Source organism: Lysobacter sp. Root690, assembly GCF_001427785.1.
In the GTDB taxonomy this organism is placed as follows: Bacteria; Pseudomonadota; Gammaproteobacteria; order Xanthomonadales; family Xanthomonadaceae; genus Lysobacter.
Genome location: NZ_LMHM01000011.1, coordinates 246,923 through 264,745, shown reverse-complemented (window position 1 = coordinate 264,745; position 17,823 = coordinate 246,923). Strand labels below are relative to the sequence as shown.

Sequence of the window (17,823 nt, the reverse complement as noted above, 5' to 3'; positions counted from 1 at the left end):
GAGGCCGCCATGAGCCAGACCGATCCGCGTATCGATGCCTACATCGCCCAGGCCGCGCCGTTCGCGCAGCCGATCCTCGACTACCTGCGCGGCGTCGTCCATGCGGCCTGCCCGCAGGTCGAGGAAACGATCAAGTGGGGCATGCCGAGTTTCGTCTACGGCGGAAAGATCCTGTGCGGCATGCGCGCGTTCAAGCAGCATGCGACCTTCGGTTTCTGGCAGGGCGCGAGCGTGGTCGGCGCGTCGCCCGAACGCAGCCGCGAGGCGATGGGTCAGTTCGGCCGCTTGACCAAGGTCGGCGATCTGCCGGGCAAGCGCGAGCTGTCGAAACTGCTCAAGCGGGCGATGGCCTTGATCGATGCCGGGGGCAAGAAGAGCGCTGGCAAGGGCGCGGCGAACAAGGCTTCGGCAAGCCGGGCCGCGGCGGGTCAGGCTTCGACAGACAATCTCCCGGCGAGCAAGCCACGCGCGCCCAAGCCGCCGGTGGTGATTCCCGACGATTTGGCCGCGGCTTTCAAAAAGAACGCCAAGGCGCGCGCCACCTATGCCGGATTTTCGGCCAGCCAGCAGCGCGAATACGTGGAATGGATCGAAAGCGCCAAACGCGAGCAGACTCGCAGCGGTCGCGTCGCCCAGGCGGTTGAGTGGATGGCCGAGGGCAAGATTCGCAATTGGAAGTATGTGGCGAAGAAGTAGCTTGCTAGGCGTTTGATGAGGTTGTTGCGTGTCGTATGCTTGCGATCGTGTTGGCGCGACGGTCGTGGGTGATTGCGATGAAGCTGTCGCTCATGCGGGGTCGCTGAGAGCCGCATGCCGCCGGTGATGCCGCGCAGAATCGATCCCGATCCCGATCCCGATCCCGAAATTCCGAATGTTCCAAGAGCGCCGTCAATTCGCCCCCTTTGAAAAAGGGGGCTGGCGCCCGGCGTTGCCGGTAGAAGCGAAATGGGTGCGTGCGCCGGGGGATTTGCTTTTGCTTTTGCTTGTTTGGTTGCGCTAGTGGAAGAGCAAAAGCAAATCCCCCCTAACCCCCCTTTTTCAAAGGGGGGAACTGTTGTGTTGGGGCGGGGGAGCACGCCAGAAGGTGAAGTAGACCTATGCGATAGCTATAGGCCTGACCCAAGCGCCTCGACCTCAGCGCCGAAAATCCACCGCGAACGCGATCAACGTGCCCGGAATGCGGCTCATGCCGCTCGGACAATCGCCATCCAACGCCACCTGCGCGCGTTCGCCGCTGCTACGGTTCACGCACACTTCGAACTGCTCGCCGGCGCCGGTCTGGGTCACGCTGTAATCGTTGTCGCTGCCGATCAGCACCAAGTGCTTGCCGTTGCGCAGGCGCGGGCCGATCGCCAGACCTTCCAACTTCTCCGGGATGTCGCGCGCGCCCGCGCCGCGCAGCGCGGCGAGGATGTCGAGCTCGGACGCCTTGGCGACCGGCCGCACGTCGGCGGGCAAGTCGTTGCTGCCGGCCAGCGAACGCTGGGCGACATTGCTCGCGCCGCGCAGCGAGATGCGGTACACGCGCTTGTGCAGCGGCGCGGCGGTGACCTCGACGCCCAGGCCGCGGTTGTCGCGTTCGAGCACCAGGAACTCGCGGTCGCTGAGCGCATGGATCGCGCTCAGGCCGATGCTGCGGCCCTGGTTGGTCGCGGAGAAGTCGTCGTCGCTGGACGGGTCGATCGCGTTCAACGTGGCGATCGGTTCGAGCTGGTACACGTACTGCGCCTGCGATCGGCCGCTGCGCGCATCGAACTCAACGATGCGCACGTTGCGGCTGCGTCGTCCATCGTTGCCCGCGCCGTCCTGGGTCAGCGGGTCCTGCATCACCGCGTACAACTTGTCGCCCGAAGCGTTGAAGGTCAGGCCTTCGAAGCCGCGGTTGTCCTGGCGGCCGCTGACGACCGACTTGCGGTCACCGACATAGTCGAGCGCGCCGGTCGCGGTGCGCGGCAACAGGTTGTCGGGCGTGGCGAACGCGCGAAGGAAACGGCCGTTCGGGGCGAATTCGTACACGCTCGGCCCGTATTCGTCGGCGACGTAGAAATGGCCGTTACGGCCGATCGCGAACCCTTCCGGATCGAAGCTCATGCCGAGCTTGGTGGCATCGCCGTTGAGCAGCAGCGGATTGAGGCCGTTGAAGGTCTCGCCGCGGCCTGCGTTGAACAGAATGGTCTTGTCGACGACGGGCTGGCCGATCCGGCCGCTGCGCCGATCGAACGGAATGCGCAGACGCTGCACGCGGGTGGCGTAGTCGATCACGCCGCCGCCGGGGCCGCGGTCGGACAGCGCATACCAATAGCCGTCGCGCGGGTTGTAGGTCAGGTCGGAGTAGAAGCCGAAACGGTTGAGATTGGCCTGGTCGGGCGTGCCCGGCGACAGGCGCACCGCGTCGCGCGTGGTCGCCGGGGTTTCTTCGATATCGGTCAGGGTCCACTGCGCGGCGGACGCGTGGCCGGCGAACGCGGGCGCGGCGCAGGCGAGCAGCACGGCGGTGAGGGCGGAACGGATCATGCGGGGCTCCAGGCGCAACGGGGGAGCCCGCCACGCTAGGGCGGTGATATGTCAGTTCGGTGACGGCGTGAGCCGAAGCCGGGAATCGGGCGCAGCCGGACGTAAAGTCCGAAATGGTCCGAAGCCCAGATTCCGTCGCGCGCCTGATTCAGTACGATGCGCGCTTCGAGCAGATCGAAACCCACCGGATCATAGAAAATGTGGTCGATGCGCTGCGCGGGCAGATAAGCCGGGTTGAGCGTGGTGCTGCGCGCCGCATCCTTGGCGAGATCGGGGTGCGCCTGTGCGTAGGCATCGCGATAGCGCGCGGCGAGCGCCTTGAGTTCGGGCGAATCGGCATCGCTGTTGAAATCGCCGGCGATGATGACGTCGCTCGGGGGACGGGTGCCGTCGAGGGTATCGTGTGGCGGGCTGGTGCCGTCGATGAAGTCGAGCAGGCTGGCGATCTGGCGCTGGCGGATCGCGCCGCCGTCGCGCTCGTTATGCAGATGAGTGGCGTAGAACGCCACGCCGTTATGCATCGTATCGAATACGAACCGCGCATACGCGGCGGTGCGGTAATCGCTCAAGGGTTCGAGCTTGCGCATGTCGCGCGTCATGGTCGGTTGTTTGGACAGGATCGCATTGCCGTAGCGGCGCTCGGCCTGTGGCGGATCGACCGACACGAAGCGGACTTGGTAACCGATCGCTTCGGCGAGATCCTCGGCCTGATTGCGCAGGCCTGGACGCTGCAGCACTTCCTGCAGCGCGATCAAGTCGGGTTGCAGGCGCTGGATTTCCTCGACGATCAGCGCGCGGCGTTTCGGCCAGTCGCCCTTGTCGTGCCACAGGTTGAGGGTCAGCACGCCGATTTGCGCGCCCGTATCCTCGCTCGGCGACTGAGATTGCGACGGCGGCGCGGCCATCGCGAAAGCGGCGAATGCGAACAACGTCGCGGCCAGCGTGGTGCGGGCCAGCTGTCGCGCGGCGCTGGTTATCGTGCGTCTGGATCCGATCGGGTTCATGGTGAAGGAAACTCCGCGCAGCCCAGGTACTGCTGATCGCCGACCTGCAGGACCACGCTGGCCGGGTAATCGCGATCGCTCATGCCATCGCTGCATTGTTCGCGCTTGTAGGTCAGCGAGACCGCGGTGCCGTCGTGGGTGTCGCCGGCGAAGCCGTTGCTTTCCTCGATCACCGTGGCCTGGGGAACCTCGAGCTTGCGCTGGCCGTAATCGAGCTGCAGCGAGATCTTCGGTTGCGCGCCGGCGCCGACTTCGGCGACCCAGCCAGGCTCGGTGCCGATGGCGCGCAAGGCCAGGCCGGATGAGGCAGGGGCCGCGGCGGCGGGTTTCGGCGCTGCGGTCGCTGGGGTTTTCTCGGCGCAGGCGGCGAGCAGCAGCGCGGGCAGGGCACACAGCAGGATCAGGCGCAAACGCATGCGGTGTCTCTCGGTGGTCGGAACGCTGGGGCAGGATAACGCGTGGGGTGTTTGGGACGTGTAGGCGTGGTTTGCGGGTTGCGCGGTGTTGCGGGGGAGGTTTGTCGTTGGTGCGATTTCGNCTCGCGCCGCTCCTACAGTCGTCTTCGTCCACTGAAACGCTTCCTGTAGGAGCGGCGCAAGCCGCGACCGCGAAACATGGCTTGGCTCGACGGCATGAGGTCGCATTCGCCACTTGGGATCAAAGGAAATCCCCGTGGTGTGCCGCGTCTACCGCAGACGGCCGCTTATTTCGTCGTTCCGCAAAGAAAAACGCGCGAAGCCGAAGCTTCGCGCGTTCAAGGTATGCCGCGTTCGCCGCGCCAGAATCAGCGCGACACCGATCTCAGCGCGGAACCGACTCGGTACGCAGCACCGGATACTGGTTGTAACGCGTATCCCATGCCGAATGCTTGCGATAGAAGAAATCCAGGCGCTGCTGCGGACTCTTGGCGAAGGCCGGATCGCCTTGCAGTTTGGCGTCGAACTCGGCCTTGATCTTCGGGTCCTTGAGCATCTCGCGGGCCACGTCCTCGGCGACGTAGTCCTCCATGTATTCCTTGCGTTCGAAGGCGTTGTTGAACTCGCCCCACGCGGCCAGCGAATCGGGCGCCAGCGGTTCCAGCAGCGCCATCGCCAGCCGCGCCTTGGGCTGGGCGATCGGTACGAACAGCGCGCCGGCGACCAAGTCCTGCGGTTCGGATTTCCACGAGCCGCTCAAGGTCGCGCGCTGGTGGCCTTCGACCGAGGTCGCGGCGAATTCGGCCTTGTCGGCGCGGAAGCTCTGCACCGGCGCTTGCTTGAGCGCGTGATCGAGGCGGCGATAGCTCACCCCGTGTTGATCGAGCTTGCTCGCGACCCAGGCTGCCTGCGCGGCCGGCACCAGATAGCCGCCGCGCGGCGCGTCGACCACGCGGCTGGGCTGGATGTCGTACTTCAGCGGGATGTTCCAGATCTGCGGCTTGGTTTCATCGTAACGGGTCATCAGCGCGCCGGACACGTCCGAGGGCGTGCGCGTGTAGGCGTACCCGCGGAACGCGACGGTGCGGGTCTTGTCGCTGGCCTTGTAGTCCAGCGCGACCGGCTGGCCGCCCAGCGACTGCGCGCGTTTGTCGGCGGCGAGCGCCTGCTCGCGCCATTGCGCGCCGTTGGCGGCGATCAGTTCGAGCAGGTCGACGATGGTGTTGCGGGTGATCCGCACGCGGGTCGGGTAGTCCTTCCACGAATGGGTCTCGACCAGCATGGCCAGGCGATTGCGCAGCAGGAAATAGCCATGCGAGAAACGCGGCGGCGGCACGCTGTCCTCGAAACCGGAGGTCGGGTCGTCGGACTCGACGAACGAGGGGTAGTACGACAGCGGCAGCGAACCCTGGGTCGACAGGCGTTCGATCACGCCGTCGCGCCATGCGGTGCCGGCCGCGCGCAGTGCTTCGTCGCCGGCATGCACCGGCTCGACCTGGATCGAGACGTCGTGTTCGAACTTGGCGCCGTCGGTGACGTGCAGGTCGACGTAGGCCAGCGGGTCCCAGCGCTCGACCAGCTTGAGCATGGCCTGCATCTCGGGCGCATCGGCCTTGAGGTAATCGCGGTTGAGGTTGTAGTTCTGCGCGGTGGTGCGCCAGCCCATTTCCTCCGGACCGCGCTGGTTGGGACGGTTCCAGCGGCCGAAGCGTTCGTGGCCGTCGATGTTGAACACCGGCACGAACAGCAGCACCTGCTTGTCCAGCGCGTCCTTCGCCGCTTCGCCGTCGAGGATCTGGCGCAGGGCCAGGAAGCCCGCGTCCTTGCCGTCGATTTCGCCCGAATGGATGCCGCCCTGGATCAGCGTCACCGGCAATTGCTTGGCCTGCGCCTGTTGCGGGGTGAACGCGCCGCTGCGGGTCGCGATCAGCATCTTCATCGGCCGGCCTTCGGGCGTGGTGCCGAAATCCTCGCAGCGCACCGCGTCGGGATAGCGCTGCGCGAACGCCTTGCACAGCGCGACGACTTCGTCGTAGCGGCCGGTCTTCAGAAAACCGCTGCGCTCGGACACGGTGCTCAGCGCCTGCGGCGCGGCGGCGGTGGCGACGGGCGCGATGAGTGCGGTGGTCAGCGCGAGACACAGCGCGGCGGTGGCGTGCGGCATGGCGAGGGACAGGGGCGAGCGGGTGTGGGTCATTACGGACATCCAGCGAGCGGAAAGGGGATCGATCAATCGAGATTGCAGGTCAGGCCGGCGCAGGTGCGGGTGTTGAAGTCGTAGATCACCGAGTGGCCGAGTTCGCCGGTCGGACGCGGCACACCGCGCGGCACGTAGAACTTGGCCGAATGCGCGCCGTACAGACCGCTCGGGATGCGATAGGGCTTGAGCACCACGTAGGCGTTGTGCATCGCGAACGCGGACGAATCGCCACGCGCGTCACCGGGTTTCTGGGTGACCAGCCATTCGTTCCTGTCGCTGTTGCGCGCCTCGCGCAGATAGCCCTCGCGCACGCCGAGCGCGAGCCCGGCTTCGCCGCCGGGTCGGGTGTCGGGCGGTTCGACCGGGACGATCGGCACCACCGGTTCGGTGCCCTTCGGCTTGGTCGCGTCGCGTGCGTCGACGATCGCTTGCATCGGCACGGATGCGCCGCGGCTGGTCGCACCGGTGTTGCGCGCGTTCGAGTTCTGCTCGGCCGGCGCCGAGCGGTCGGGCGGGGCCATCGTGTCGGCGGGCGGTGGCGGCGCCTGCGTGGACTTGTCGTCGGCGGGGCGCGAGGCGTATTCGAATGCGCGGTTGATCGAATCGCAGCCGGCGATCGCCAGGCTCAGACCGATGATCAGCAGCAGGCGGGGAAGGCGTGGCGACATGGGAGCGGTTCCTGAGCGAGGGCATGCGCGCGGTCGGCGATGGGCGCGTGACGTGGGCTAATTTACGGGATCGCACCGCGATGTGCCTGTGCAGCATTAGCGCTGCTGCCAACAGGTGACAGCAGTCATATCGCGGCACCGCATCGCCTCGCCGCCACGCCGCTGGCGATGGCCTAGACTTGCGCATCGCCTCGCGCTTCGAATCGTCCGGACGGCCCCGCATGTACGCTTTGTATTACTCACCCGGCACCGCCAGCCTCGTGGTGCACTGGCTGCTGATCGAGATGGACTTGGCCCACGAGCTGCGTGAGGTCGACATCGACGCGCGCGCCCACAAGCGCGCCGAGTACCTAGCGCTCAATCCCAACGGCGTGGTGCCGACCCTGATCGTCGACGGCGAGCCGCGCTACGAGGCCGCGGCGCTGGCGATGTATCTGGCCGATCGTCATCCCGAGGCCGGTTTGGCGCCGGGTTTCGACGATCCGCAGCGCGCGCAGTACAACCAGTGGATGTTCAACCTGACCAACACCCTGCAATCGCCGCTGCGGTTGTGGTGGTATCCGTCCGACCTGCAGGCCGACGACGAGGCGGTGCGGCTCGGCGCGCAGGCGCGGATCGAGGCCGCCTGCGAGCGGCTCGACGCGCAACTGGCGCAGCACGGCCCGTACCTGCTCGGCGAGCGCCTGAGCGTCGCCGATTTCTACCTGACCATGCTGATGCGCTGGACCCGCAAGATGCCCCGGCCGGCGCACGACTGGCCGCATCTGGGCGCGTTCGCGCAACGGATGAAGGCGCGTCCGGGTTTCGCCACGCTGTATCAGCGCGAAGGCTTGAGCGAGTGGGCCTGAGCGGCGCGCGGATGTCCGACCGGGTCCGCACAGGCGGGGACGAGAATCGGATGGGCGCGAACACGGCCGATGTGTCGTCGCGCGCGAACGTCGTCGCGCCGCGCGACGGCGGCATCAGACGTCGGGTGGCCGCATTCGCGATCACCGTGGCGGTCGTGTGCGCGGCGAGCCTGCCGATGGCTGTTGCGGCCGGCACGGCTACCGATGCGATGCCCGCGAAGGCCAGCGTGGCCGCAATCGGCACCAAAGTCGGCGGCCTCAGCCCGGACGAATGGACCGTGCGCTGGTGGCGCTGGGCCCACAGCTTCGACGATGGCCAGCGGCCGTATCAGGACCCCGACGGCAGCCGTTGCGCCTTGGGCAAGGACGAAGACGGCCCGGTGTGGTTCCTGGCCGGCACCGACGGCCGCTCCGAGGTCCGGCGTCGCTGCCAGGTACCGGCGGGCAAACACCTTCTGGTGCCGGTCATCAACATGTACTTCCACGCGCCGCGCATCGGCGAGTACGCGCAGCGCTGCGATCAGGTCAAGGCGCAGGTCATGGTCAACAACGACGCCCTGGTCAGCGCGGTGACCGTGCTCGACGGCAAGGCGCTGCCGCGGCCCGCGCGTTTCACCTCGCGCTGTTTCGACCCCTTTCCCGAGGGTGACGAAGAAGACCGCAAGCATCCCGGCCCCTACCACGCCGCCGCCGACGGCTATTGGATGCTGTTGCCGCCGCTGGCGCCGGGCAGGCACCGTCTGGTGATCGGCGCCAACTACGGCAACGACGGCGATGCGGACTTCGGCCGGATGATCCAGAACTTCGAATACGAACTGCAGATCGGCGAGCCGGCGATCTGATCGGCTGAATAGGCGGCTCGCCCTGGCGCCTGCCCGGGCCAAGCCGGGCGCGCGGTCGATCGGTTAGGCTGTCGGGCTGGACCGCCCCGGCCCTGTTGCGTCCGCGCCTTGCGCGGGGCGATGCCGCGATGGCTCCAGGCCCGACCGCCCCGACCGACCGCCGAGGACCGTAGATGAGCCAAGCCGCCACCGCCACCGTCGATTCGCAGGGCCGCATGCCCCGCCAGATCGGTTTCATCATCGGCAACGAGGCGGCCGAGCGCTTCAGTTTCTACGGCATGCGCAACATCCTGACCTCGTTCCTGGTCGGGACCTTGCTGCTGGCGTCCACCTCCGATCTGGCCGAGCGCGAGCACCTGGCCAAGGAGGTGTTCCACAGCTTCATGATCGGCACCTACTTCTTCCCGTTGCTCGGCGGCTGGCTGGCCGACCGCTACTTCGGCAAGTACAACACCGTCATCTGGTTCTCGCTGATCTACTGCGCCGGCCACGCCTGTCTGGCGCTGTTCGAGCACAACCAGACCGGTTTCTACACCGGGCTATTTCTAATCGCGTTCGGCGCCGGCGGGATAAAACCGCTGGTGGTGTCGTTCTGCGGCGACCAGTTCGACCAGAGCAACAAGCACAAGGCCAAGCTGGTCTTCGACGCGTTCTACTGGACGATCAACTTCGGCTCGCTGTTCGCGTCCTTGCTGATGCCGATCTTCCTGCGCGAATACGGCCCCAGCGTCGCGTTCGGCATTCCCGGCGCGCTGATGTTCCTGGCCACCTTCATCTTCTGGCTGGGTCGCAATCGCTACGTGCGGGTGCCGCCGACCCGTTACGCGCCCGATCCGGATTCGTTCTTCAACGTCGCGCGCACCGCGCTGACCACCCAGGCGCCGGGGCAGGGCAATCCGGGCGTGATCGTGGCCGCGCTCGGCGTGGTGCTGGCGGTGGCGGCGCTGTCGCTGACCGTGTTGCCGGCGATGGGCTTCGTCAAGAGCGCCTGCCTGGCGCTGGGCCTGCTGATCGGCTTCGGCGGCTACGGCATCTCGCTGCAACTCGACCGCGCCCGCGGCAAGCACCCCGACAGCGCAGTCGATGGCGTGCGCGCGGTGCTGCGCATCCTGATCGTGTTCGCCTTCGTCACCCCGTTCTGGTCGTTGTTCGACCAGAAGGCGTCGACCTGGGTGCTGCAGGGCCAGAAGATGGTGGTGCCGACCGACCTGTGGTGGTGGCCGACCTGGCTGATCTCCGGCGAAGGCGGCGCGCGCGCGGCGGCCTCGCAGATGCAGGCCATCAACCCGTTGCTGGTGATGCTGCTGATCCCGTTCAACAACCTGCTGCTGTACCCGGCGCTGCGCCGGATCGGCCTGAACCCCACGCCGCTGCGGCGCATGGGCTTCGGCATCGTGATGGCCGGCCTGTCGTGGGTGATCGCCGCGGTGCTGCAGTTGTATATGGACGCCGGCCACCCCATGTCGCTGGCATGGCAGATCCTTCCGTACATCCTGCTGACCCTCGGCGAGGTTCTGGTCTCGGCCACCGCGCTGGAGTTCGCCTACAGCCAGGCGCCGCCGGCGATGAAGGGCGTGATCATGGCCATGTGGTATCTCACCAGCACCTTCGGCAACCTGTGGGTGATGCTGACCAACGCGGCGGTGCGCAACGAGACCGTGATCGGCCATATCGCCGCCACCGGCCTGAGCGAGAACGCGTTCCTGATGTTCTTCTTCGCCGGCTTCGCCTTCGTCGCCGCGGCGGCGTTCGGCCTGTACGCGCGCAATTACCCGATGCAGGACCATTACCGCGCAGTCTGAATACCGCCGTCCACGCTTGATGTCCCGATTCGATAACAAGAGCCCGACCCAACCATGATCACCTATGTCCTGATCGCCGTGACCGTGCTGGTGTCGTGGCAGGCGTTCGAGAAACGCCGCCTGTACGAACGCCTGGTGCTGTGGCCCCCGGGCGTGGAGCGGCTGCGCCAGTACGACCGCCTGCTGACCCACGGTTTCGTGCATGCCGACTGGATGCACCTGCTGTTCAACATGATCACGCTGTATTTCTTCGGCCGCGCGGTCGAGAGCGTGTTCAGCCAGTTGGTCGGGCCGGTGGTGTTCGCGTTCTTCTACCTGTCGGCGATCGTGGTCGCGATCCTGCCCAGCTACCTGCGTCATCGCAAGGACAGCGGCTACGTCAGTCTGGGCGCGTCCGGCGCGGTTTCGGCGGTGTTGTTCGCGTTCGTGCTGGTGTCGCCGTGGAGCTGGATCATCGTGTTCGTGATCCCGGTGCCGGCGGTGGTCTACGCGATCGCCTACGTCGCCTATTCGTACTGGATGGACAAGCGCGGCGGCGACAACATCAACCACAGCGCGCATCTGTCCGGCGCGATCTACGGCCTGCTGTTCATGCTGCTGATGGAGCCGCGCATGGGCCTGTCGTTCCTGGAGAAGCTCGCCAGTCCGAGCCTGCCGCGCTTCTTCGGCTGAGGTCCGCGGCCACGGCCGGGTGAGGTCTTGAATGCGAAAACGGCGGCCATGGGCCGCCGTTTTTCGTCGTGCGCGCGCTGTCGCGGCGCGTCCGCAGTGGTTCGATCAGCCGGCTCAGGCCGCCATCGAGTGCTCGGGGAGCGGCTCGCTTTCGCCGTAGGCGGCGGCGAGGCCGGCCTGGATCTCGGCGTCGAGTTCGCGCAGTTCGCTGCCATCGGTGTCGCCGTTGCGGGCGATGTCGTAAAGACGGGCGATCACCGCCTGGGAATGGACGTTGTCGCTGTATTGGTCGATGTGGCGAGTCATCTGGAATCCCCTTCTCTGTTTCCATGTGGACTTACTCACAGTTCTACGCATCTTTCATGCCAGCCGTTTCGGCGGTTTTCGAGGGGGCGAAGTGACGCGCGGCGTCAACAGCGGTCGGCCAGGATCAGGCGCGTGACGCGATGCGGCGACTCTCACCGTCGCTCACCCGCCATGAAGGTGATGCGTGCTAACACGGCATTGCGTACACACGCAGGCTGATGTGTTGATGGGGGCAGCCGCTATCATTCGCGCATTCGTAAGACTCGATGAGGAGTGAAGTATGGCGACCAAGAAAACCGGCAAGTCAGTAGCCAAATCAGTTGCAAAATCCGCGGCATCCACGAGCAAGCGCGCCGCGGTCGGCAAGACCGCGCGCAGCGCCGCCGGCAAGACCGCGAGCAAGAAGACCGTGGGCAAGAAAGCCGTGACCAAGAAGGCCGTGGCGAAGAAAGCCGCGAGCAAGCCGGCGCTCAAGAAGGCCGTCGCCAAGGCGGCAGGCAAGAAGGCCGCGGCCAAGAAAATCACTGGAAAAAAGGCCGTGGCGAAGAAGTCTCCGGCCAAGAAACCCGTCGTCGGCAAGGCCGCGGCCAAGAAGGTTGCAGGCAAGGTTGCAGGCAAGAAGGTGGCGAGCAAGAAGGTCGTCGCCAAGAAAGCCGCGGCGGGCAAGAAGGGGATCGGCAAGACCGTCGCGTCGAGCAAGGCCGCCGCCAAGAAGGTGGTTGCCAAGAAGCCCGCATCGAAAAAGATCGCGGTGAAGAAGGCCGCGCCGAGCAAGGCGACCGCCAGGAAAGTCGCGCCGCAGAAGGCTGCCGGTGGTAAAGCGGCGTCCAAGAAGGTCGTCAGCAAGCCGGTCGCAAGCAAGAAGCCGCTGAGCAAACAGGCCGCGCCGCAGAAGACTGTGCGTACCGCGACGCCCGTCGTCGCGCGCAAGCCGGCAGCGGCGCCGGTGAGCGCCAGGCAGGCGACTGACAAGCGCGCCTCGGCCCAGCCGGCGGCGGTCAAGAAGTCGACCGCGCCGGTGAGCAAGCCGGTGGTTTCCAAGCCGGCCGCGTTCAAGCCCGCGGTCGCCAAGCAAGCCGCGCCCAAGCAGGCAGCAGTGAAGACTGCGAGCAAGCCGGCGGCAACCCCGCCCGCAGCGAAGCCGCAAACGGCGAGCGCGCCCAAGCCGGCCGCACCGTCCAAACCGCAACGTACGAGTGCGCAGGCCGCCGAGTCCGCGCCGAAAGTCGCGACGCCGGCCGTCGCTGCGCCTAAGTCTGAGTCGACTTCCGAACCGACGTCCAAGCCGAAGGCCGCACCCAAGCGCGCAGCCGCCAAGCCGGCTGCCGCTGCCGTGACCGCGGCGTCGGAGGCTCAAGCGCCGGTCGAGACGAAGGCGCCGGCCGCGGCGAAGCCCAAGGCCGAACGCAAGCCCAAGGCCAAGCCCACGCCCGCGCCGAGCGCGGAAGCGCCGTCGACCGTGCCGGCCGGTTCGCTGGTCGCCGCCGCATCGGTCGGCGAAGCCGCCGCGCCCGCGCTGCAGTCCGAACGTCACCAGGGTCGGGCCAGCCAGTCGACCGGCGCCGCTGGCAGTGTCGCCGCGCAGGGCGCCGCCGAAACCGCGGTCGAGGCCGAGACCGCGGCGTCCGAGCGCGACACCGCCACGCCGCCGCAGCGCGAAGACGAAGCCGCCAGCGACGCCGCCGATGAGGCCGTGCCGGCCGCGTCGAGCGACGACTCCAACGATGAAGATTCCGGCGAAGGCGATGCAGGCCAGGCCGAGGGCGAGGGCCACATCAGCGCCGAGCAGGCGCTGGAAAACACCCGTCGTCTGCTCGAAGCCAAGCAGGAACAGGCGCGCACGCCGCAGCCGTGGCAGCAACTCGATGGCAGCCATGGCGGCCACGTCCCGCAGCCCGGTCCGCAGTCCGAAAGCGCCGCGCAGAAGGCCGGCGAACTGCATGCCGCCGAGAGCCGGATGGACGCGATCCAGGGGTCCAACAGTACCCAGGACCGCCATAACCAGGGCAAGCGCGACAATCGCGGCTAAGCCGTGCCGCCGGGATCGTCGCCTCGCGGCGATCCCAGCGACCGCGGCGTTCGCCATGGCGAAGCCCGATGCCCGCGGGCTTCGCAGCCTCTGGCGCGATGCCCGGTACATGCGGGTTTCGCCGCCTTTGTAGCGATGCCCGATGGCGCGATGCCTCCGGGCTTCGCGGCCTCACGGCGATGCGACACGCATGTGGACTTCGCCGTCCGCAATGAGCCCGACATCCGCGCGTTTCGCCGTTTCCTTACCGCACAGGACCGTCCGATGACCGCTTCCGTACAACACGAATCCCGGCAACAGCGCTTCACCGTCGTCGTCGACGGCGTGCAGGCCCTGCTCGAATACCAGATGCGCGACGACCAACTCGTCATCACCCACACCGGCGTGCCCGAGGCGATCGGCGGACGCGGCATCGCCAGCGACCTGGTCAAGGCCGCGTTCGAATATGCGCGCGGCAACGGCTACAAGGTGCGTCCGGCGTGTTCGTACGCCGCCGCCTGGTCCGAGCGGCATCCGGAGTATTCGCAGCTGTTGGCGTAGAGCCTCGGCTCGGCGGGGCTGTCTTAGAGACGCGTTCTGCGAACGTCGCTGATCCGGTCTCTTCTATCTGAAATTCCGGCACTTGATCTCGCCGCACCCAGGCGCGGTAACCGTCGCCCACTTTGAAAAAGGGGGCGAGCGCCCGGCGGCAATCGAGGTGGCGCAGTGCCTCAGCGCGGGGGATTTGCTCTTGGCGCATTGCGCTGCGATCCGAAGCTAAGAGCAAATCCCCCCCTGGCCCCTTTTTCAAAGGGGGGAATGCTTCGGGGTGGGACGTTGGGAGTGGGTGGCGCAGTGCTCGCCTCCCGGAAATTGCGTTGCTTGATCTCACCGCACCCAAGCGCGCCAACCGTCGCCCACTTTGAAAAAGGGGGCGAGCGCCCGATGGCAATCGAGGCTGCGCAGTCCCTCAGCGCGGGGGATTTGCTCTTGGCTCTTGCTGCGGTTCAAGGCTAAGAGCAAATCCCCCCTGGCCCCCCTTTTTCAAAGGGGGGAATGCTTCGGGGTAGGGCGTCGGGAGCAGTTGGAGCATTGCTTACAGCCACGCCGCTTGCTGAATCGAACGGCGCTCCAGCGCCCCGGCCCGACCCGCCGCGCTCGCCAATCCGCGGCGTCTGTGCCAGCCTACGCGCCCCTCGCCACCCGCCAGCCGGTTTTCCGGCATGCTTGCCTCATGCGTCTGAACAAACACATCAGCGACACCGGTTTCTGCTCGCGCCGCGAGGCCGACGGGCTGATCGCCGAAGGCCGGGTCACCGTCAACGGCATCCGCGGCCGGGTCGGCAGCGAGGTCGGCGAGGGCGACGAGGTCCGCATCGACGGCGAGATCGTGCGCGCCCGCGTCGCGGTCAAGGGCAAGCGCCAGCACGTCTACATCGCCTTGAACAAGCCGGTCGGCGTGGTCTGCACCACCGAGTCCGGGGTCAAGGACAACATCGTCGATTTTGTCGGCCACGACCGCCGCATCTTCCCGATCGGCCGCCTCGACAAGGACTCCGAAGGCCTGATCCTGCTGACGAGCAACGGCGACATCGTCAACGAGATCCTGCGCGCCGAGAACAAGCTGGAAAAGGAATACCTGGTCGCGGTGAACCACGAGGTCACCCCCGAATTCCTGCGCGGCATGGCCCGCGGCGTGCCGATCCACGGCCAGACCACCTTGCCGTGCAAGACCGGCAAGCTCGGCCGTTTCGGCTTCCGGATCGTGCTGGTGCAAGGCCTCAACCGGCAGATCCGGCTGATGGCCTCGCACTTCGGTTTCCGGGTCAAGCAGCTGCTGCGCGCGCGCATCGGCAACGTCAAGCTCGGCCACCTCAAGCCCGGCCAATGGCGCAATCTGACCGATCCGGAACTGCAGGGCCTGCTGCCGCACCGCACCGAGTGGTGAACCGGCACACAACCGGCCGAGCTTGCGCTTGAACTGATCGGATTCGCTTGGCGATCTAGATGTCGGCGTCACGCTTTGCGCGATAATGTCGCGCGAAACATCCATGGACGTCTGTCAAAAGGATTGCTGCATGAAGCGCGTCACCGCCGTCTGTCTGCTTGCCCTGGCCCTGGCGGCCTGCAAGAAGGAAGCCACGCCGCCTCCGGCCGCCAACGCGCCGGCCACCCCCGCGACGACGCTGCCGGCGCCGGTCGCGACCGACGACGGCGCGGTCGAGCTCAAGGAAGTAGTCGAGACCACGCCCAATTACGTGGTCGGCATCACCTACGACACCCAGGCGGCCAAATACCCGGGCCTGGCGCGCGAGCTCAAGCGCTTCGCCGACGGCGCGCGCGCCGAGCTGGTCGAATCGGCCAGCGGGCGCACCGCCAAGGAAAACCCCTCGCCGTACGAACTGTCGCTGACCTTCAACGACGTGCTCGATTCGCCCGAGATGGTCGCGGTGTCCGCCGACGGCAGCAGCTACACCGGCGGCGCCCATGCCGCGCCGCTGATCGCGCGTTTCGTCTGGCTGCCCAAGCAGAACAAGCTGCTCAAGGCCAACGAACTGGTGCCGCAGAAGGCCGGCTGGGACGCTATCTCGCGCTACGTGCGCGAGCAGCTGCATTCGGCGTTGTCGCAGCGCATCGACGCCGACGATCCCGCGCCGGCGGTACGCGCCGAACAGATGGAGACCGGCGCGCGCATGATCGACGACGGCACCGGCGCCGACGCGGCCAACTTCGCCATGTTCGAGCCGATCAAGGCCGCCGACGGCAAGCTCAGCGGCTTGAAGTTCGTGTTCGCGCCGTACGAAGTCGGCCCGTATTCGGACGGCACCCAGATGGTCGAAGTGCCGGCGGCGGTGTTGCTGCCGCATGTGGCGCCGGAGTATCGGGCTTTGTTTGTCGGCGGGGTTTGAGCGGCCCTCACCCCGGCCCTCTCCCGTGAACGGGAGAGGGAGAGGGAGAGGGAGAACGGCCATGGCCTGCCTGTAGGAGCGGTGTCCCACTGGATTTCCTTCGGTCACGAGCCGCGACCGCGACACCTGATCCACCGCGACACCGACATCGGGCTCGAACCGACTCCGGAACCAGCCCCGTACCGACGCTCCGCAACACGCTTTCCACGCAACTCAGCGTTCAGCCCAAACAGCGCGATCCGGCACATCGCGCGCCACGCGGTTTGCTATCGTGCCGGCATGCGCGGTGCACCCGCGCCATCCGGGCGAGCCGCCCGGCAAACCGTCTCAGGATGAGCGCCGGCGCGCCGCGCGGTGTCACTCAAGCCGCTTCACGCGGGCCGCCGCAGAGCGTTGACCGACCGAGCCCACTACGCCGAACGAGGCCGAGATGTCCGTTGCGTCGCTGCGTAAACGAGTCGAAGGCTTGCTGGCGCTGGCCGATGTGCGCATCGGCGGCGACCGGCCGTGGGACATCCAGGTCGAAGACGAGGAGTTCTATGCGCGGGTTATCGCGCAGGGCTCGCTCGGTCTGGGCGAAACCTATATGGACGGCAGCTGGCATGCGGCCTCGCTCGACGGAATGCTGGTGCGGCTGCTGCGCGCCCATGTCGACGAGCAGGTGCACGGCTGGGCCGCGATCCTCGACGGCCTGCGCGCGCACCTGATCAACCTGCAGAGCCATCGCCGCAGCTTCACCGTCGGCGAGCGTCACTACGACCTCGGCAACGATCTCTATCGGGCCATGCTCGGCAAGCGCCTGGTCTACAGCTGCGGCTATTGGCGCGACCGCGACGGCCGGCCGTTACCCGATCTGGACTCGGCTCAGGAAGCCAAGCTCGATCTGGTCTGCCGCAAGCTGGGTCTGAAGCCCGGCATGCGCGTGCTCGATATCGGCAGCGGCTGGGGCGAGGCCTTGAAGTTCGCCGCCGAGCGTTACGGCATCGTCGGCGTCGGCGTGACCGTGTCGCGCGAACAGGCCGAGTTCGCCCGCGAGCTGTGCCAGGGCCTGCCGATCGAATTCCGCCTGCAGGATTATCGCGACCTGACCGGCCACCACGCCGACGAACGCTTCGACCGGATCTTTTCGCTCGGCATGTTCGAGCACGTCGGCTACAAGAACTACGCGACCTATTTCGATGTCGCGCTGCGTTGCCTGGACCGCGACAGCGACGACGGCGGCCTGTTCCTGCTGCACACCATCGGCGGCAACAGATCGGTGACCCACACCGACCCGTGGATCGCCAAGTACATTTTCCCCAATTCGATGCTGCCCTCGGCGCAGCAGATCGCCGAGCAGGTCGAAGGCCGCTTCGTGATCGAGGACTGGCATAACTTCAGCACCGACTACGACCTGACCCTGCGGGCCTGGCGCGACAATGTCGAAGCGGCCTGGAGCCACCTGGATGCGCGTTACGACGAACGCTTCCGGCGCATGTGGCGGTTCTACCTGGCCGCGTCGATGGCGACATTCCGCAGCCGCCATGCGCAGCTGTGGCAGGTGGTGCTGTCGCCCGAGGGCGTGCCTGGGGGCTACGTGGCGCCGCGCTGAGACGCGCGACGGAAAACAAGTGCAGAAAAGTGAGGAACGAGTA

16 protein-coding genes are annotated in these 17,823 nt (G+C 66.8%); 10 read left to right on the top strand and 6 right to left on the bottom strand.

The window, feature by feature from the left end; all coding sequences use genetic code 11:
• The first annotated feature begins 9 nt into the window (after positions 1 to 9).
• Positions 10 to 696 carry a YdeI/OmpD-associated family protein gene (locus ASD86_RS06370; protein ID WP_056108367.1) on the top strand — a complete coding sequence of 229 codons (687 nt, stop codon included), beginning with the start codon at positions 10 to 12 and terminating at the stop codon, positions 694 to 696.
• A gap of 438 nt (positions 697 to 1,134) precedes the next feature.
• On the opposite strand, the gene ASD86_RS06365 is transcribed toward ASD86_RS06370, so the two are convergent.
• From ASD86_RS06365 to ASD86_RS06345, 5 genes are all read right to left on the bottom strand, one after another.
• Positions 1,135 to 2,514, bottom strand: a complete 1,380-nt coding sequence (locus ASD86_RS06365; RefSeq protein WP_157476244.1) for an esterase-like activity of phytase family protein — start codon at positions 2,512 to 2,514, stop codon at positions 1,135 to 1,137.
• A 35-nt stretch (positions 2,515 to 2,549) separates the two neighbouring features.
• Positions 2,550 to 3,518, bottom strand: a complete 969-nt coding sequence (locus ASD86_RS06360) for an endonuclease/exonuclease/phosphatase family protein (RefSeq protein ID WP_056108360.1) — start codon at positions 3,516 to 3,518, stop codon at positions 2,550 to 2,552.
• Positions 3,515 to 3,934 (bottom strand): hypothetical protein, encoded by a 420-nt coding sequence (locus ASD86_RS06355; RefSeq protein ID WP_056108358.1) that lies wholly within the window; start codon positions 3,932 to 3,934, stop codon positions 3,515 to 3,517. Before ASD86_RS06355 ends, ASD86_RS06360 begins: the two co-directional genes overlap by 4 nt.
• Before the next feature lie 385 nt (positions 3,935 to 4,319).
• Positions 4,320 to 6,098 (bottom strand): M14 family metallopeptidase, encoded by a 1,779-nt coding sequence (locus ASD86_RS06350; protein ID WP_056109131.1) that lies wholly within the window; start codon positions 6,096 to 6,098, stop codon positions 4,320 to 4,322.
• A 65-nt stretch (positions 6,099 to 6,163) separates the two neighbouring features.
• Positions 6,164 to 6,802: a hypothetical protein gene (locus ASD86_RS06345; RefSeq protein WP_056108355.1), complete on the bottom strand. Its 639-nt coding sequence runs from the start codon at positions 6,800 to 6,802 to the stop codon at positions 6,164 to 6,166.
• A gap of 221 nt (positions 6,803 to 7,023) precedes the next feature.
• Here ASD86_RS06345 and ASD86_RS06340 point away from each other — a divergent pair, with 221 nt between their 5' ends.
• The 4 genes from ASD86_RS06340 to ASD86_RS06325 all read left to right on the top strand — a co-directional run bounded on the left by ASD86_RS06340 (position 7,024) and on the right by ASD86_RS06325 (position 10,966).
• Positions 7,024 to 7,650 carry a glutathione S-transferase family protein gene (locus ASD86_RS06340; protein WP_056109126.1) on the top strand — a complete coding sequence of 209 codons (627 nt, stop codon included), beginning with the start codon at positions 7,024 to 7,026 and terminating at the stop codon, positions 7,648 to 7,650.
• A 50-nt stretch (positions 7,651 to 7,700) separates the two neighbouring features.
• Entirely contained in the window at positions 7,701 to 8,492 is a 792-nt protein-coding gene (locus ASD86_RS06335; protein WP_082578111.1) for a hypothetical protein, read from the top strand.
• A gap of 173 nt (positions 8,493 to 8,665) precedes the next feature.
• Complete coding sequence (locus ASD86_RS06330; protein ID WP_056108352.1) at positions 8,666 to 10,294, top strand: oligopeptide:H+ symporter; 1,629 nt, start codon at positions 8,666 to 8,668, stop codon at positions 10,292 to 10,294.
• Positions 10,295 to 10,348: 54 nt separating this feature from the next.
• Complete coding sequence (locus tag ASD86_RS06325) at positions 10,349 to 10,966, top strand: rhomboid family intramembrane serine protease (protein ID WP_056108349.1); 618 nt, start codon at positions 10,349 to 10,351, stop codon at positions 10,964 to 10,966.
• 114 nt (positions 10,967 to 11,080) lie between these two features.
• Here the strand turns inward: ASD86_RS06325 and ASD86_RS06320 are convergent, their stop codons facing one another.
• Positions 11,081 to 11,272 carry a hypothetical protein gene (locus ASD86_RS06320; protein WP_056108346.1) on the bottom strand — a complete coding sequence of 64 codons (192 nt, stop codon included), beginning with the start codon at positions 11,270 to 11,272 and terminating at the stop codon, positions 11,081 to 11,083.
• Between the two features lie 280 nt (positions 11,273 to 11,552).
• Between ASD86_RS06320 and ASD86_RS26490 the strand changes: the two genes are divergently transcribed.
• The 5 genes from ASD86_RS26490 (at position 11,553) to cfa (ending at position 17,780) form a co-directional block, all read left to right on the top strand.
• On the top strand, positions 11,553 to 13,301 hold the full coding sequence (locus tag ASD86_RS26490) for a hypothetical protein (protein WP_157476242.1): 1,749 nt from the start codon (positions 11,553 to 11,555) through the stop codon (positions 13,299 to 13,301).
• 264 nt (positions 13,302 to 13,565) lie between these two features.
• On the top strand, positions 13,566 to 13,841 hold the full coding sequence (locus tag ASD86_RS06310; RefSeq protein ID WP_056109120.1) for a GNAT family N-acetyltransferase: 276 nt from the start codon (positions 13,566 to 13,568) through the stop codon (positions 13,839 to 13,841).
• 673 nt (positions 13,842 to 14,514) lie between these two features.
• Positions 14,515 to 15,228, top strand: a complete 714-nt coding sequence (locus tag ASD86_RS06305) for a pseudouridine synthase (RefSeq protein WP_036112674.1) — start codon at positions 14,515 to 14,517, stop codon at positions 15,226 to 15,228.
• Positions 15,229 to 15,358: 130 nt separating this feature from the next.
• On the top strand, positions 15,359 to 16,189 hold the full coding sequence (locus ASD86_RS06300; protein ID WP_056108344.1) for a DUF3298 and DUF4163 domain-containing protein: 831 nt from the start codon (positions 15,359 to 15,361) through the stop codon (positions 16,187 to 16,189).
• A gap of 430 nt (positions 16,190 to 16,619) precedes the next feature.
• Positions 16,620 to 17,780: a cyclopropane fatty acyl phospholipid synthase gene (cfa, locus tag ASD86_RS06295; RefSeq protein WP_056108341.1), complete on the top strand. Its 1,161-nt coding sequence runs from the start codon at positions 16,620 to 16,622 to the stop codon at positions 17,778 to 17,780.
• The last annotated feature ends 43 nt before the right edge of the window (positions 17,781 to 17,823 follow it).

Coding starts and splice junctions, on each gene's coding strand:
- cfa (WP_056108341.1), top strand. CDS start 16,620: ATGTCCGTTGCGTCGCTGCGTAAACGAGTCGAAGGCTTGCTGGCGCTG.
- ASD86_RS06320 (WP_056108346.1), bottom strand. CDS start 11,272: ATGACTCGCCACATCGACCAATACAGCGACAACGTCCATTCCCAGGCG.
- ASD86_RS26490 (WP_157476242.1), top strand. CDS start 11,553: ATGGCGACCAAGAAAACCGGCAAGTCAGTAGCCAAATCAGTTGCAAAA.
- ASD86_RS06360 (WP_056108360.1), bottom strand. CDS start 3,518: ATGAACCCGATCGGATCCAGACGCACGATAACCAGCGCCGCGCGACAG.
- ASD86_RS06310 (WP_056109120.1), top strand. CDS start 13,566: ATGACCGCTTCCGTACAACACGAATCCCGGCAACAGCGCTTCACCGTC.
- ASD86_RS06335 (WP_082578111.1), top strand. CDS start 7,701: ATGGGCGCGAACACGGCCGATGTGTCGTCGCGCGCGAACGTCGTCGCG.
- ASD86_RS06300 (WP_056108344.1), top strand. CDS start 15,359: ATGAAGCGCGTCACCGCCGTCTGTCTGCTTGCCCTGGCCCTGGCGGCC.
- ASD86_RS06355 (WP_056108358.1), bottom strand. CDS start 3,934: ATGCGTTTGCGCCTGATCCTGCTGTGTGCCCTGCCCGCGCTGCTGCTC.
- ASD86_RS06330 (WP_056108352.1), top strand. CDS start 8,666: ATGAGCCAAGCCGCCACCGCCACCGTCGATTCGCAGGGCCGCATGCCC.
- ASD86_RS06370 (WP_056108367.1), top strand. CDS start 10: ATGAGCCAGACCGATCCGCGTATCGATGCCTACATCGCCCAGGCCGCG.
- ASD86_RS06365 (WP_157476244.1), bottom strand. CDS start 2,514: ATGATCCGTTCCGCCCTCACCGCCGTGCTGCTCGCCTGCGCCGCGCCC.
- ASD86_RS06345 (WP_056108355.1), bottom strand. CDS start 6,802: ATGTCGCCACGCCTTCCCCGCCTGCTGCTGATCATCGGTCTGAGCCTG.
- ASD86_RS06305 (WP_036112674.1), top strand. CDS start 14,515: ATGCGTCTGAACAAACACATCAGCGACACCGGTTTCTGCTCGCGCCGC.
- ASD86_RS06350 (WP_056109131.1), bottom strand. CDS start 6,098: ATGCCGCACGCCACCGCCGCGCTGTGTCTCGCGCTGACCACCGCACTC.
- ASD86_RS06325 (WP_056108349.1), top strand. CDS start 10,349: ATGATCACCTATGTCCTGATCGCCGTGACCGTGCTGGTGTCGTGGCAG.
- ASD86_RS06340 (WP_056109126.1), top strand. CDS start 7,024: ATGTACGCTTTGTATTACTCACCCGGCACCGCCAGCCTCGTGGTGCAC.